The sequence below is a fragment of the Treponema porcinum genome (genome assembly GCF_900167145.1).
GTDB lineage: Bacteria > Spirochaetota > Spirochaetia > Treponematales > Treponemataceae > Treponema_D > Treponema_D porcinum.
On record NZ_FUWG01000002.1, the window covers coordinates 80,669 to 96,272 of the forward strand.

Sequence of the window (15,604 nt, forward strand, 5' to 3'; positions counted from 1 at the left end):
ATGATACTGGACAAATTTTCTAACAGTCAAAGAAAATTCATTATGCCTGTAACGACTGTCATTATGATTCTTATAATTACCGTTCTGGCAAAGTTTGAAATCATCAATAACTATTTTCAGACAATTATCGTAACTATCTGCATAAACATAATTATGTCCGCCAGCCTGAACATCGTAAACGGCTATATGGGAGAATTTTCCTGCGGACACGGCGGATTTATGGCGACAGGCGCATACGTTTCTTCCGTAGTAACGCTCGTTCTGTTCAAAAACGGAAACGCCATTACAGGTCATGCGCTTCTCCCGGAAGGCTGGGCGCTTCTTGGGTTTCCGATTGCCGTTATAATCGGAGGACTTGCATCAATGCTGGTAAGCCTTATAGTCGCCATCCCGTCTTTCAAAACGCGCGACGACTATCTTGCAATCATTACCGTTGCGGCAAACTTCATCGTTACTACGGCAATTAATAATATCCCGGCAGTAGGCGCAAGCCGCGGACTAATGGGGATGAAATCCGTAATGAACGGAATGGCTGGCGTCATCGACATTCCATGGATTCTTGTCTGGGGGCTTATATTTGCAATAACGGCAGTAGTTGCAATTCATTTTCTTATGAACTCAACGCTTGGAAAAGGAATAAGCGCAGTAAAATACGATGAAATTTCTGCAGAAATTATGAGCGTAGACACAAACCGAATGAAACTGATTGCGTTTACGTTCAGTTCATTCCTTGCAGGAATCGCAGGCGGACTTTTTGCGCATCTTCTTGGCTTTATAAATCCGTCAAGCTTTGGAATTATGAAGTCAACGGAAAGCCTTGTTATGGTCTACCTTGGCGGAATGGGTTCTTTGAGCGGCTCAGTCATTTCTGCAGTAGTATTTACGTTCCTGCTTGAACTTTTACGCCCGGCACAGATTTTAAAATGGGTTATCATTCCGTTAATTCTTATCCTGATTATGGAATTCCACCCGGAAGGAATTATGGGTTCACGCGAACTTACGCAGGTATTCCCTGCACTGAAAAAACTGTTTCCTGCAAACAAGAACCTTGAGAAGCCTGAAGCGCTTTCCAAGGAAGGAGGAGCTGCATGAGTGAAACACTGCTTAAAATAGAACACCTTACGCACCGTTTCGGCGGACTTCAGGCACTTACAGACATAAACGTTGACCTTCAGAAAGGTTCTATAAACGGACTTATCGGACCGAACGGAGCCGGAAAAACTACAGTATTTAATCTTGTAAGCGGATTTTATGTTCCGTCTGAAGGAAGCATAGTTTTTGACGGGCAGAAACTGAACGGGCTTCGTCCTCACAAAATCGCAGACCTTCATATCGGACGAACGTTTCAGAACATACGTTTGTGGAGCGATATGACCGTCCTTGACAACATCTGCATTGCCCAGCATTCAAGGCTCGGGTTTAACCTGAAAGATGCTTTTCTGCGAACAAAAAACTACCGTGCGAGAGAAAAAGAAATTCACGAAAAAGCATGGACACTTCTTGACAAGTTCAGCCTTGCAGACAGTGCGCTTGACTACCCGAAGAACCTGCCGTACGGAATTCAACGGCGCGTAGAAATTGCGCGTGCGCTCAGCCTTGAACCGAAACTTCTGCTTCTGGACGAACCGGCGGCAGGTCTTTCTACCTCTGATCTTGACGGTCTTATTTCCTACATCAGATGGATTCACGATACGTTCGGCGTAACAATCTGGATGATTGAACATCAGATGCAGGTAGTAACGTCACTGTGCGACCACATCAAGGTAATCAACTTTGGAAAAGAACTTGCAGAAGGCACGCCGGCAGAAATTCAAGGAAATCAGGCAGTCATTGATGCATATCTTGGAAATGCAGAAATTGACGAGGAACTTAAGAATTTTAAGGCGCCGTTCAATCACTAGCCGAAATGCTGGCGTCAGGGTATGAAGTTCCAGAAAAATACGCCATCCGGTTTTGTACCGTTATCTCGGTGCTTTCTCCGGAACTGCTGATTAAAAATTTAAGATAGAAGAGGTATATATGATGCTTGAAGTAAAGGATTTAAAGGTATCATACGGAAACATAGAAGCGCTTCACGGAATTTCGTTCAACGTTGACAAGGGAGAAATCGTTACGCTAATCGGAGCAAACGGCGCGGGAAAAACCTCGACGCTTATGAGTCTTGCACGGCTCGGACGTCCGGAAGCTCCTGTCGTAAAAAGCGGAGACATTCTTTTTGAAGGAAACAGCATCCTTAAAACAGAACCATACGCGCTCATTCAGAAAAGAATGATGTGTCTTGTTCCTGAAGGACGGCACATTTTCGGAAACCTCACCGTTGAGGAAAACTTGCAGATGGCAACATACGGACGGAAAAACTGTCCTGACCGCGATTCGCGCTCGGCAGAACTTTACGACCTTGTGTATGACCTGTTTCCGCGCCTGTACGAACGGCGGAAGCAGCGGAGCGAACTGCTTTCAGGCGGAGAACAGCAGATGCTTGCAGTAGGACGCGCACTTATGACAGACTGTTCGTTCATTATGCTTGACGAACCGAGTATGGGACTTGCGCCTAAACTTATGTTTGAAATGTTCCGCGCACTAAAACGCCTTAACTACACGGAAAAAATGACTATTCTTGTTGTAGAACAGAATGCAAAAGTCGCCCTTGAATTTGCAAGCCGCGCATACGTACTTGCAACAGGCGAAATAATTGCAAGCGGAACAAGCGAAGAAATTGCGTCAAACCCGGACGTAAAAAAAGCTTATCTGGGCGGATAATATGCTTTTTCTTTTTGAACTGACCGGAACTGCTGCGTTCGCTTTTTCGGGCGCAGCAGCCGCCGTTCATAAAAAAATGGATATTTTCGGCTGTGTCATTCTTGGAATGACGACTGCCTGCGGTGGCGGCATTATCCGCGACCTTCTGCTTGGAATAACGCCGCCATCTGCCTTTACGCATCCGGTATACGCCGCCTGTGCGGCATTCGTTTCAATACTATTTTTCATCACCGCACCAAAAGCAAACATTTCCTGGTCGAGCGCCGCATTCCGCACGGCACACAGGCGATTTTTCTCCCTTCTTCTATTAATAATGGATTCTGTAGGACTCGGTATTTTTACGGCAGCCGGCGTAATTACAAGCCTTAACCGCTTTCCAGAACAACAGGAATTTCTTGCCGTATTCGTAGGAACTGTAACTGGAGTCGGCGGAGGCGTTCTGCGAGATGTATTTTCCTGCCGCATTCCGTCTGTTTTTGTAAAAGATTTTTATGCCTGTGCCGCCGTTTTAGGCGCAGTTCTGTGCATCGCAATGCGCTCATTGCTCGGAGAAACAGCGGCGCTCATCTCCGGCACGGCGCTGACCGTACTTCTCCGCTTGCTTGCAGTCTTTTTTAAATGGCATCTTCCCAAGCCGGACTGATCACCTACCGCTAACCTTTCATCTTTTCCATTACTGCGGCGGCAGTAGGCGTTACGGCAAGACCTTCGCCGCTTGTTTCTTTCAGGCAGGAAGGAAGAAGTTTTCCTATTCTTCCCATAGACTCTATTACTTCGTCAGCAGGAACGGCGCTTTTTATGCCTGCCATTACCATTTGCGATGACACGACTGCATTCACCGCGCCGCATACATTCCTTTTTATGCACGGCACTTCTACAAGCCCGGCAACTGGATCACAGGTAAGACCAAGCATATTTTTCAGCGAAAGCGCAACTGCATCTAGAATTTGCCAGTTCGTGCCTCCCTCCAAAAACGTGATTGCACCTGCCGCCATCGCGCTTGCAGAGCCAATCTCCGCCTGGCATCCGCCTTCTGCGCCGGAAATGCTTGCCGCACTTGCAATCACTCCTCCTATTCCTGCGGCAACGTACAGCGCCTGAATTATTTTTTCTTCGCCGCACTCCTTCTGCTCCAAATACGTAAGAATCACAGCCGGAATAATGCCGCAGCTTCCAGCGGTAGGTGCGGCTACAATACGTTTCATACAAGCATTCGACTCACCCATCTTCACCGCTTTTTCCATCACTTCCGTAATAAAATCACCCACAAGCCTGTTCGGCTGCTTTCTGAATGCCTCAAGTTTTGCGCCGTCGCCACCGCTCAAACCGCTTGCCGATCGAAGCGACGCATCGTATGATAAATCAGCGTCCTTCATTGCACGGAACATTTTTTCCATCGTTCCGAATGACTCAGCAAACGAAACATTCCGTTCCTTCATATCGTCTTCTATTATAATCTGCCAGAACGGACAGCCTTTTTTCTCCGCAATCTTTGTTATCTCTGATAATTTTCCAAAACTCACAGCATCCTTCCTAGTCAAGCAAACTGTAATACGTTACTTTTTCTACACCTTCAAGATGAGAAAGCCACTTTACCGATTCCGGCGGAACTTCCTGATCGCACTCAATCACCATAACTGCATTTCCGCCCCGGCTGGAACGATACAACTGCATGGCAGCAATATTTACTGATTTATGGCTGAGCATGCTTGTTACTTCGGCAACGTGACCGGGCTGGTCAAGATTATGCACTATAAGCGTAGGACGTTCACCGCTGAAATTCGCACTAAGACCGTCAATACTTGCAATATTTATGAGAGAACCGCCAATTGATTCTCCAACAATCTCAAGCGTCCTGCCATTTACGCCGGTCAGAATAAGCTGCACGGAATTCGGATGGCTGTTTTTAAGGGAAGATTTGCCGAATGAAAATTCCATCCCGTTTTCCCTGGCAATCTCAAAACTCCGCGCAATGCGTTCATCGTCCGGCTGCATACCAAGAAGCCCGCCCACCAGCGCAAGCGTAGTTCCGTGACCTTTTCCCGTTGCAAGAAAAGAACCGTACAGAAGAATCTGCGCTTTTTTTACAGGCTCTGCAAGAAGTTTCCGCGAAACATACCCGATTTTTACAGCCCCAGCCGTATGGGAACTTGAAGGCCCGACCATAACAGGTCCCACAATATCAAAAATATTCATTCTACGGATATTATAATTACTGTAAAATTTAATGACTATAGAAAAAGAGAAAAATCAGGGGGCTTGACACGGAAAAAAGAAAATAAAAAAATGGCAGACTGTTAAAAAATCAGCCTGCCGTCATCGTTTTCCTTACCTAAGTTTAAGGCATTGTTCGTATTCTGAATCACAGCGCGCAAGCGTTGCGGTAATGTTTTTTTCATCAGGAATGCGTTTTTCTTTATTGCGTGCAAAATCTGTCAGGATAGAAGCAAGGTCAAACCCTGCCGGATAATAATGATCCGGAAAATCAGAAATCCGTCCTTCCTTCATAATTTCTATAAGACCTGCAAACGACGGATCATTCTGCGTTACGCCGTTCACCGTAGAAAATGAATAGTGGCGGTCAATATATATCTGGGAATTTTCCGGGCGAAGAAGAAACTGCACGATTTTCTTTGCAATCCGCTTCTTTTCAGAAGTTTTTGAAATTGTAAGAACAATATCAATTCCTGAATTTACCGTATTTTCAGACTCAACGTCACTTGACGGAAATACTATCGTATCAATACGCGCATCAGGATTAGCCCTTTTTACAAGCGGAACTGTCCAGATGCCGTTTATCATCATCGCAATTTTTCCGTTTGCAAAATCATTTACGGCATCAAGATATACGGAAGAAATTGCTTCCGTTCCTTTCGTATAGTTCAAAAGTGCTGCATACTTTTCAAGAACTTCGCGATGCGTCTGCAAAAAAGACGTATTTCCGCTGTTTTTCTGCTCAATAAATGAATCTGGAACAATCACAGGAACAATATTGTTCCACACAGGAAGTGCCGTCCAGTTTTCACCAAAAGACATTGCAAACGCAGGAATACCGGCCTCTTTAAGCACGGTGCAGACATTCATCAGTTCAGACCAGGTTTTAGGCGGAATAAGTCCGTATTTTTCAAAAATCGCCTTGTTATACATAAGCCCGGACGCATTCACCGCATACGGAATTCCTAAAATTTCACGTCCCTTACTGCCGTTTATCTGGTAAAGCATATTGATGTAATGCTCGTTTATGGATTTGATGAATTTTTCTTTTTCAAGATTCATCAGATATCCGCCTTCAGCAAGTTCTGTATAAATAGAATTTCCATCCATTGCAATGACATCAGGAATGTCATTCTTTTCAATCCGGGCACGAAGATACAGTCGCGAATCACCAGCCGTAAGGATTTTGATTTTATACCTGCTTTTTGTTTCAGCACAGAATTTTTGTGTCAGATATTCAAACACATCTTTTTTTCCCGAATCCATAAGATAGAACTGCAATACATTCGACTTTGAATTAAGACTTCTGAGAGCAACAATCAGAAGAACAAAAAAAACTACCGGCAAAATGAAAAACACTTTTTTATTTCTCATAGATTTCCCTCTTTTTTTGAAATCTCTCTGCGGTTCTATCATATCCCCAAAAAAACAAGCCGTCAAACAATTTGTTTTTAAAATCTGAAGAACAACAGAACCGCCAGATAAACAGAAATTTCCGGGAACTTCCAGATTTTTTCCGACAATTGCTCATTTTTTGTTAAGATGTTAAACTGACAGAATTATGAATACATTAGTTGCACTATGCGCAGTCGGCGCAGAAAAAATCCTTGGCAATGAGATAAAGCACCTCGGCTATAAGCTTGCCGGAAACGCTCCCGGACGCGTCTTTTTTACCGGTGACGACGATTCTCTTTACCGTGCAAACCTTTGCCTCAGGACAGCCGACAGGGTTTTTTTACAGATGGCATCATACCCGGCAGAAGATTTTGACCAGCTTTTTGACGGAGTACACAGCATAGACTGGCAGAATTATTTTAAAAAGGACACGAAAGTTACCGTTGATAAAGTTCGCTGTTATAAATCCAAACTGAATTCTGAACACGCAATTCAGGGAATTGTACAGAAAGCGATTTATCAGAAGCTTGGCGAACGGTGGCATATGTCCTCCCTTCCAGAAACTGGTTCGGAATCAAATGTACGCGTCTATCTGGACGAAAACAACGCTCTCATCCTGCTTGATCTTTCAGGACTTCCGCTTCATAAGCGCGGATACCGCGTAGACGGAGGAATTGCGCCGCTTCGTGAAACGGTTGCTGCCGTCCTGCTTCAGGAATTGATGTGGCGCAGAAAAATACCGCTGCACGATCCTTTCTGCGGTTCAGGAACTATTCCAATCGAAGCCACCTTGTATGCGTTTAACGTTGCGCCGGGATTCGGAAGGCGTTTTGCAATTGAAAATTTACCAATCTACAATGCGCGCCGCGCCGAAGAAATACGCCGCAACGAAGCATCCCTTATCCGCACGGACGTAGAAGTCCGCATCACCGGAAGCGATATTGATAGCGCGGCTGTAGAAAGAAGCCGCAAGAATGCAGAATATGCCTGCGTTATGGCAGGACGCGCCCTTCAGTCTATAGGAAGTGATGCAAAAGTTCCGCGCCCGGATTTTGTGCAGGCAGACTTTAGCGAACTTACCGCACCATACCCGACCGGGCTTATTCTGTGCAATCCTCCGTACGGAGAACGTCTTGGCGATGAAGAAGAAGCCGAAGCACTGTACAGAAAAATGAAGTGCCTGCGCGATGAATTTTCCGGGTGGAATTTCGGCGTAATCACCGCGCATAAAAAGTTCCAGGAAAATTTCGGAGCGTATGCTTCGCTTCTTAAAGACCTTAAGGCAGGAAATTTAGACACGACTTTATACATATACAGAAACAGAGAGGAAAGAGGTGGCGACTATCGTAGAACACGATAAACGAAAACACGAGATTTTGCAGAAAGCACTCGATGTTTTTATTGAAGAAGGATTTGAAGACGTAACTTTTCAGAAAATCGCGGACAGGTGCGGAATTACGCGCACGACGTTGTATATTTATTTTAAAAACAAGCGCGAAATCTTTTTGTGGAGCATAAAGCAGCTTACGTCACGACTTGAGGCAGAACTTGTTTCCATTGTAAAGAACAAGTCTGTTTCCGCAGAAACAGCCCTGCGTTCTATGCTTGAAAAAATAATTGACGAATGTCAGGAAAACCAAAAACTGTTCAGCGTTCTCCTTCCATATCTTCTGCAATTACAGAAAGCAGGCATCGATTCCGGCGAACGGGTACGGCGCAGGGTAATCCGACTGCGCCATCTGCTTTCGCTTCTTGTAATTCAGGGAATAAAGAACGGTGAATTCAATAACATAAACGTAAAAGACACGAACGAACTTCTGTACAGTTTTATTGAATCGGCAATTTTTCGGCTTGTAATCCTTAATCAGAACAACATACAGGAAATGAAATCTGCAATAAATCTTGCCATCGACGGAATTACAAGAAAATAAAACCGCCCCTTACCGTGAATACGCGCTTAAATCCGGCGCAGTTTCCGCATTATCAGTATCATCAGCTGTGCTTGAGGCAAAACGGCTGTAGCCGGACAAATCGTGATTTTCATCGGAGGACGCACCAAGAGAAATTTTAGCAGACTCCACTTCCTTGCCATCCAAATCTTTTACTGTAATCGGTACAATCTGCGACCACTTTATCTGGTTAAACTGCGCGCCGGACGGCTTTTTTTCAGTCTTTTCAAAAACAAATCCCTCTATTTTTATATCAACATCAAAAAAATCTTTCAGCAGGATATTACGTAAATCAATAACAAAATCTTCCTCTAGATTTTCAAGAGAACTCTTTATGCTGAACGGACGCGTTTTTGAACCGGCAGAAACAACAAGGCACGGCGTATATCCGTCAAAAAGCACGGAAGCAGACGCAGGAAGTTCTATCGTTCCGCCCTTCACTGTAAGCCAGGAATACGTTTTGTCAAATTCCAGATAACAGCCGTCAGGAATAATGTATTTAAAATCAGCGTCAGAATAGCCGGTTGTAGGAGCAGGAATAAAAGACGCATTCTCCTCAGAATTGACCCTGGGCCAGTCTGACCAGCCGGTTATTTCATATCTTCCGTCCTTAAAGTAACGCACGCAGTACGCATACATCTGTTCATCTGAAATCAATTTGTCATTAAAAGTAATAGCCGGCAATGAATTACCAAGCGGAAAAAACTGAGCAATATTTTCTGCGCTACCATCTAATTCCTCTCCGGTTGTATTGTTTAATTTCCTACGGAACAAATTAGCATACGAAATATCTGATTTTAAATATAAAGAAACGTCAATTGAACTGTTCGCGTTATCTATAGTTATATACGGTTTTTGAATTTCCTCATCATCCTGAGACTTGCAGGACGTCAGCGCAAAAAAAACTGCCGGTAAAATACAGAGAAATCCTAGAATTTTTTTCATAAAAACCTCACAGTATTTTATCGGCATATTACAGGTAAATCTTTACTCTGCCGCAAAAACGCTTACAGTCTTAGGCTTAAGGCAGACGACCGTTCCGCCCTCCGCAGTACCGCCTTCACCGCCGAAAAATTTAATTCCGTCAGTAACAGGCGACCACTTCTCATCTTCCGGGAGCTTATACTTTACGTCCATATTAAGCGGATTTGCAATAATTACAGCGTTTTTCCAGCTGTCGCCGGTGTGCGCACCGCTGATTTTCCAGCCAAGCACTTCTTCCGGCAGCCCTTCCTTGCGGTTGTCGATGAACACAAGGTTTTCTTCCACCGTTTTTCCGTCTGCAATCCTGAAAACAGGATGATTTTTGCGAAGGGCAATAAGTTTCTGCACATAGCAGACAACATCCTGCTTAAGGGCGCAGCGCTGCCAGTCAAGTCCGTTTACTTTGTCGCAGACATTATATGAATTCCGGAAATACGATTTTTTTCCGTCAGAAGTTTTTGCAACATCGTAAAACGTCGCACCGCAATCAAGAAGTTCCTGCGGAATTTCTTTTGTTCGCATAAATTCCATTCCGGCATGAAGTGCAGGCATTCCCTCAGAAAGAATGACTAAAGAAAGCGCCATTTTCACAAGCTGTTCGTAATACGCTTCAGGCTTGTTTTCCTCTACAAGACGGATTTTGTCGTTCAACGTCATATTGTCGTGGATTTCCGTGTAGTTTACGGACGTCCAGGTTGTTTTTCCCCACGGTTCAGGATTTCCCGTTCCTTCAACTTTTTTGTTGTCTACCTGCGGGTGAGCCGTTGCACCGACAATACCGAACTTCACTGCTTCGCGGCGGTTTCCGTTATGAATGAATCCCGGTTCTTTGTCGTCAAAAACTGGTCCTTTTATTGCACAGCGCACCGCATCATTAAAATGACCTATTCCCGGCATTTTTGAAGCATTTTTCTGGCAGGCACTTTCCATTTTTCCGGCGCGGTACATATCCCAGCCTTCGCCGTAAATAAGAACGTCTTTTTTAATTTTATGAAGTGCCTTATCAATTTCATTCATCGTCTTTACATCGTGAAGACCCATCAAATCAAACCGGAATCCGCAAAGCTTGTATTCAGAAAGCCAGAAACTGAGCGTATCAATCATATATTTGCGGAACATCTCGCGTTCGCTTGCGGTGTCTTCTCCTGCGCCGGAATATCCTTCCACGCGGAAGAAATAGCCCGGAACGCAGACTCCCAGCGCCTGATGAAGTCCGTTGTTCACGTGATTGAACACAACGTCCATTACAATGCCTATTCCGCTGTCTGCAAAAGATTTTATCATCTGCTTGAATTCTTTTATGCGCACTTCGCCGTTAAACGGGTCGGAAGAATAAGAACCTTCCGGAACTCCGTAATTCTGCGGATCATATCCCCAGTTGAACGTGCCGAACACAGGACGTTTTCTGTACTCTTCGTTATGCATATTCGCTTCGTCCACCGTGCTGAAGTCAAACACAGGAAGGAGCTGTACGTGCGTTACACCAAGCTTTTTGATATGGTCAAAACCGGTAGGAACGCCGTCAAATGATGTTCCCGGTTCAACAGCTCCTGTATAAAGCCGCCGTTTTTCTTCAGAACCGTTCCATGACGGAGATGAAGTAAGATCTGCAATATGCGCTTCGTATACGACAGCATCGCACGGTGTTTCCACCGAAGGAAGGCGCACATTCTCCCAGCCGTCAGGATTAGTGCGCTTCATATCAATAACCATAGAGCGAATGCCGTTTACGCCGCACGAACGGGCATACGGATCGGCACTGTGATTGTAAACGCCGTGAACGTAAAGACCGTATTCATAATATGTGCCGTGCAAATCGCCTGAAACGACGGCTTCCCAGACACCGCCGGCATTTTCGTCCTTCATACGGTGCATTTCAATTATTTTTTCCGCAGAAGAACCGTTGCCGTCAGGATACAAAATAACGCTCACAGACTGCGCTGTAGGTGCCCACAGGCGGAACACAGTACTATTTCTGGAATAAAGTGAGCCCAGTTCAACGTCCGTAAGATAATTTTTCTTAAACTCATCGCAATCAAAATACCATTCAAGAGCCGCAGTATTTTCACCGGCGCACGTTTTGCTTTTCATACGTCCGCTTAAAATCAATTTTTCAAGATAGTCTTTCATATGGACAGAGCCAGTCCACCCTTTTACAAACGTACGGGCAGCAAACGGTGCTTTCACCCATTTTGCAGGGCATCCAAATTTTTCCACAGACGAAACTTTTTCTGCACGCACGGAAATATGCGCCGTTTCCTCAGGACGAAGCGGAACGTCATTTATCAAAAGTTCCGGAAGCGCATCAGTATTTCCGTTTAAATGCCAGAGCGCCGTACAATCATACTGCCTGTTTTTCCGAATAACGTTAATTTCCAAAGACCAGCCACGTCCGAACGGAAGAACGGCGCCGAATTCCTTACAGCCGGAAGGAAGGCACGGACGAAGAGAAATTTTGTTTTCCGCAAGACGCGGCACAAAACCGATAACGTCCTGACAGATATTCCGCGCAAATTCGGCAACGCTCCACGCCTGACTGAACGTACCGGACAGCACCGGATTTCCGTCACTGTCCGGGCGCGCGTGAATGTTCTCGCTTAAAGAACCGGCACATCCGAAATCCATAATCATTTTTGATTCATTCTGCAAAATTGCGCCTGCTTTCTGCGGAAGCGTTCCTTTGCTGTACAAAGCGCTTGCAGAAATATACGCGCCTGAATTCCATTCCCAGATTGTACCGTTGTGATAGGCGGCATCTTTATTATAGAATTCAGGATTTTCATGATCAGGGTGGAAAAGCGGATCTTCCGTACTCAAGCTGAACAGTCCGAACGGGCTTACAAGTTCACGCTCTACGTTTTTCATCACGGAAGCGGCAGCCGTTTCTTCTATAAAGTTACTTTTTCCCTCGTTATATGCGCCCGGAAGAATTTGCGGAACTGTAATTGCAAAAAGCTGGTTCGGGCGGACGCGCATATCTTTTGCCCATTCGCCGTACTCGCCTTCAAGCAGATGGTCTGCAAGCGCATCATTATCCGCGCTCCAGAAATACGTCCTGAACGACTGCCTTACAGTTTCTGCAAGTGAGTTATAATGCGCGGCTTTCTGCTCATCCCCGCATTTTTCCATAAAATACGCGCCAAGTTTCAGCGCGGTAAACCACAATGCCTGAATGTCGTTTGCACGGTTTCCGCGCGGAGACCAAGGTTCGTTTCCCCTTATGCGCGCGTCCATCCAGGTATCTGCATCACCGTGCGTTAAAAAGCCGCGCTTGTCGGTGCGCTGAATGTCTGCATCAAGCGCGGTTTCCACCGTCGCCTTTAATTTTTCTATAATTTCAACATCACCGGAATACTGAACGTACTCCCAAAGTGCGCGGATAAACCACAGCGTACCGTCCGCCGTATTGTAAATAACGTCATCAGCATTGCGGTAGCGGTTAGGAATGCGTCCGTAACTCGGACTTTCCTTGTTCAGATCCTGAAATCCCGCAAAACCAAGCAGAACGTCCCGCGCCTCATCAAAACAGCCGGAAACAAGAAGCGTACCGCACAGGGAGATGAACGTATCGCGCCCCCAGTTATCGCGGAACCAGGGAAGACCAGCCCATATTCCGCGGTATGAAGAATCGTGATCCATCGTTGCAAGCATCCAGGCACTGAAACGCGCCCACTGCACTGATTCGTCAAATTTTGCGTCACCGGAACGGAACGAACATTTATCAAGGAACGCCTGAACTGTCTTGCAGTGCGTATAAATTGCGCCGGTTTTTACAAGACGCAGGGCTTTTTCGGAAGCAGTTTTTTCGTCCGCCTCAAAAACAACGTACCAGCCGTTTTCGTCCGGCACGAATTCGTCCTTCATATTTTTTTTAGGAAAAAGCGACTCATCAAGCGCATACAGTTCAAGAATATCGTCATTGATTTTAAAGTAAAAATCGAACGGAGCGGCAACGGCGATTCCCGTATTAGATGAAAGGACTGTTATTCCGCCGGAAGACACCATTTTCCATTCAAAGACAGGCGGAATAACGGCAGACGGCGTTTTTTTCTCAGAAACAGCCGGTGCGGAAGCAGAAGCCGCTTCATTTTCAGGATCGTTTTCCTGCAGGAACGCCAGATTTTCTGCCTTGTCCTGCTTTTCTTTTTCATAAAACGGTACAATTCCAAGAATTCCCGGATTTTTCGTTCCTGAAATAAAAAACGCCTGCTCATCGACCAAAAGCGATACATTCAGCTTTACGTTGTCATAGCAGGCGGAAAATCCCTGAGGATATACATCAATATATTTTGCTTCGTTACACGCGTGACCGGCTGCGGCAAAACCTTTGCAGTACCGTTTTGTTTCGCGGTAATAGCCGCTGTTTTTTACGTCAGCGGCGCATAAAAATTCAAAATACCCGTTCTTACGGTCTGTCCAGGCACAGCGGCGTCCGGAATTCTGTAAAATCCTAATATTCATAGCCGTTAAAGAATATCTTATGAATGGCTAAAAAACAATAGGTCAGCGCCGCACTTGAAGGGCAAAAAAACTCCCTCCGCGCTCCAGGACAGGCGTTATTTTTCCTTCACAATCTCTTTTGCGCGTGCCAGCGCTTCATTGATTGTTTCAAAAATATTTTCGCGTCCCAGTTTTTCAGCGATGCCGGTTTTTTCAAGCAGCATATACGGCTGCGTATGAATTCCCGAAAGGATGATTTTTATTCCTTTTCTGTCACACGCCGCCTTACACTGTTCAAGCGCCTGAATTCCGCCTGCATCAAGATAAATTGTATTGCGCATATAAAAAATCATCGACTTGCAGTCTGCACCGGCGCGCTCAGACGCCATCTCAAACTTGCGGACTGTTCCGAAAAACAGCGGACCTTCAATTTCATACACAAGCGCGCCTTCCGGAATTTCAAGCTGTTCCGCCGTTCCGTCGCCGGAAATACCGCCGATAAGCGTATCGCGCTTAGCCTGAACTTCGCTTACGTCAATCATTTTCTTGATAAAGAAGAACGCCGCAAAACCAAGTCCGACTTCAATCGCTACCGTCAAATCAATGAATACGGTGATAAGGAACGTAACGGCAAGCACGCAGATGTCGGATTTCTGCCCTTTCAAAAGTTTTCTGATTGCCGGAATGCCCGCCATATTCCAGGCAACGCTCATAAGTACGGCAGAAAGAGCCGCCATCGGAATATAGACGACGTATTTTCCAAGGAAAACCATAATTACAAGAAGAACGACAGCGTGAATCATTCCTGCAACAGGCGTACGACCTCCGTTCTTTATGTTAGTCGCAGTACGGGCAATTGCTCCTGTTGCCGGAAGCCCTCCGAAAAGCGGACTGAAAATATTTGCAATTCCCTGACCGATAAGTTCGGTGTTGGAATCGTGTTTTGTACCAATCATACCGTCTGCAACAACAGCAGAAAGCAGGGACTCGATTGCGGCAAGCACCGCGATTGAAATTGCCGTAGGAAAAACAGTTGTGATGGTAGAAATGCTTAAGTCAGGGAGTGACGGCTTAGGAAGTCCTGACGGAATGACGTATCTGTCCTTGATGATGTCCGTGTGCCAGCCACAGGTATTTGCAATTACAAGATTTGCTACCGTTGCAAGAATAATGACAATCAGCGAACCCGGAATTTTATTTGTAACTTTAGGCCACAAAAAGATTATTACAAGGCAGACAGCCGCCATTGCAAATGAATACCAGTTTATCGTATTGAAAAAATGCGCATAGACTAAAATTTTTCCGGCAAAATCTCCTGGCATTTTCCCGAACGTCCGTCCGCATACAGAAACCGGGCTTGAAAAATCAGCCGTAAGTCCGAAAAAATCACCTATTTGCCCGGTTGCAATCGTTACTGCAATGCCGGCAGTAAATCCAACGACAATCGTATACGGAATGAACTTTACAAGTCCACCCATCTTAAAAACGCCCAGCAAAATAAGGAAAATGCCGGCAATAAGCGTTGCGGTGGCAAGCCCGGACATTCCAAGTTCCGGGTTGTTCACAATTCCGTAAATAAGTACCGTAAATGCGCCGGTAGGTCCGCCAATCTGAACGCGTGTTCCGCCGAATGCCGCAATACAAAAACCGGCTACAATCGCCGTGTACAAACCTGTCTGCGGACTGCATCCTGAAGCAATGGCAAACGCAATGGAAAGCGGCAATGCCACAATTCCGACAATAATACCTGCAATCAAATCCTGCGCAAAGGCTTTTCCGTCATAGCCTTTCAGCGTGTTCAGCAATTCTGGTTTATAGCTCATTTTATTCCAACCTGACATTTTATGTAATTTTGTCTATAA

General features: G+C 45.4%; 12 protein-coding genes. 6 read left to right on the forward strand and 6 right to left on the reverse strand.

The window, feature by feature from the left end:
• The 4 genes from B5D55_RS00365 to B5D55_RS00380 all read left to right on the forward strand — a co-directional run bounded on the left by B5D55_RS00365 (nucleotide 1) and on the right by B5D55_RS00380 (nucleotide 3,403).
• Nucleotides 1-1,092 carry a branched-chain amino acid ABC transporter permease gene (locus B5D55_RS00365; protein WP_143593109.1) on the forward strand — a complete coding sequence of 364 codons (1,092 nt, stop codon included), beginning with the start codon at nucleotides 1-3 and terminating at the stop codon, nucleotides 1,090-1,092.
• Complete coding sequence (locus B5D55_RS00370) at nucleotides 1,089-1,901, forward strand: ABC transporter ATP-binding protein (RefSeq protein ID WP_078931998.1); 813 nt, start codon at nucleotides 1,089-1,091, stop codon at nucleotides 1,899-1,901. Before B5D55_RS00365 ends, B5D55_RS00370 begins: the two co-directional genes overlap by 4 nt.
• Nucleotides 1,902-2,019: 118 nt before the next feature.
• Complete coding sequence (locus tag B5D55_RS00375; RefSeq protein ID WP_078931999.1) at nucleotides 2,020-2,760, forward strand: ABC transporter ATP-binding protein; 741 nt, start codon at nucleotides 2,020-2,022, stop codon at nucleotides 2,758-2,760.
• Nucleotide 2,761: 1 nt separating this feature from the next.
• Nucleotides 2,762-3,403 carry a trimeric intracellular cation channel family protein gene (locus B5D55_RS00380; RefSeq protein ID WP_078932000.1) on the forward strand — a complete coding sequence of 214 codons (642 nt, stop codon included), beginning with the start codon at nucleotides 2,762-2,764 and terminating at the stop codon, nucleotides 3,401-3,403.
• 10 nt (nucleotides 3,404-3,413) lie between these two features.
• On the opposite strand, the gene sdaAA is transcribed toward B5D55_RS00380, so the two are convergent.
• The 3 genes from sdaAA to B5D55_RS00395 all read right to left on the reverse strand — a co-directional run bounded on the left by sdaAA (nucleotide 3,414) and on the right by B5D55_RS00395 (nucleotide 6,348).
• Nucleotides 3,414-4,283 carry an L-serine ammonia-lyase, iron-sulfur-dependent, subunit alpha gene (sdaAA, locus tag B5D55_RS00385; RefSeq protein ID WP_078932001.1) on the reverse strand — a complete coding sequence of 290 codons (870 nt, stop codon included), beginning with the start codon at nucleotides 4,281-4,283 and terminating at the stop codon, nucleotides 3,414-3,416.
• A gap of 10 nt (nucleotides 4,284-4,293) precedes the next feature.
• Nucleotides 4,294-4,956 carry an L-serine ammonia-lyase, iron-sulfur-dependent subunit beta gene (gene sdaAB, locus B5D55_RS00390; RefSeq protein ID WP_078932002.1) on the reverse strand — a complete coding sequence of 221 codons (663 nt, stop codon included), beginning with the start codon at nucleotides 4,954-4,956 and terminating at the stop codon, nucleotides 4,294-4,296.
• A 132-nt stretch (nucleotides 4,957-5,088) separates the two neighbouring features.
• Nucleotides 5,089-6,348 (reverse strand): ABC transporter substrate-binding protein, encoded by a 1,260-nt coding sequence (locus tag B5D55_RS00395; protein WP_159446113.1) that lies wholly within the window; start codon nucleotides 6,346-6,348, stop codon nucleotides 5,089-5,091.
• 187 nt (nucleotides 6,349-6,535) lie between these two features.
• Between B5D55_RS00395 and B5D55_RS00400 the strand changes: the two genes are divergently transcribed.
• Together B5D55_RS00400 and B5D55_RS00405 are read left to right on the forward strand one after the other, a co-directional pair.
• Complete coding sequence (locus B5D55_RS00400; RefSeq protein ID WP_078932004.1) at nucleotides 6,536-7,729, forward strand: THUMP domain-containing class I SAM-dependent RNA methyltransferase; 1,194 nt, start codon at nucleotides 6,536-6,538, stop codon at nucleotides 7,727-7,729.
• Complete coding sequence (locus B5D55_RS00405) at nucleotides 7,704-8,300, forward strand: TetR/AcrR family transcriptional regulator (RefSeq protein ID WP_078932005.1); 597 nt, start codon at nucleotides 7,704-7,706, stop codon at nucleotides 8,298-8,300. The genes B5D55_RS00400 and B5D55_RS00405 overlap by 26 nt, the downstream gene beginning before the upstream one ends.
• A gap of 9 nt (nucleotides 8,301-8,309) precedes the next feature.
• Here B5D55_RS00405 and B5D55_RS00410 read toward each other — a convergent pair whose 3' ends face one another.
• The 3 genes from B5D55_RS00410 to B5D55_RS00420 all read right to left on the reverse strand — a co-directional run bounded on the left by B5D55_RS00410 (nucleotide 8,310) and on the right by B5D55_RS00420 (nucleotide 15,565).
• Nucleotides 8,310-9,263: a hypothetical protein gene (locus tag B5D55_RS00410; protein WP_078932006.1), complete on the reverse strand. Its 954-nt coding sequence runs from the start codon at nucleotides 9,261-9,263 to the stop codon at nucleotides 8,310-8,312.
• A 42-nt stretch (nucleotides 9,264-9,305) separates the two neighbouring features.
• A complete protein-coding gene (gene pulA / locus B5D55_RS00415) occupies nucleotides 9,306-13,763 on the reverse strand; it encodes a type I pullulanase (RefSeq protein WP_078932007.1) in 4,458 nt (1,485 codons plus the stop codon).
• Between the two features lie 95 nt (nucleotides 13,764-13,858).
• Nucleotides 13,859-15,565, reverse strand: a complete 1,707-nt coding sequence (locus tag B5D55_RS00420; protein WP_078932008.1) for a SulP family inorganic anion transporter — start codon at nucleotides 15,563-15,565, stop codon at nucleotides 13,859-13,861.
• Between the last annotated feature and the right edge of the window lie 39 nt (nucleotides 15,566-15,604).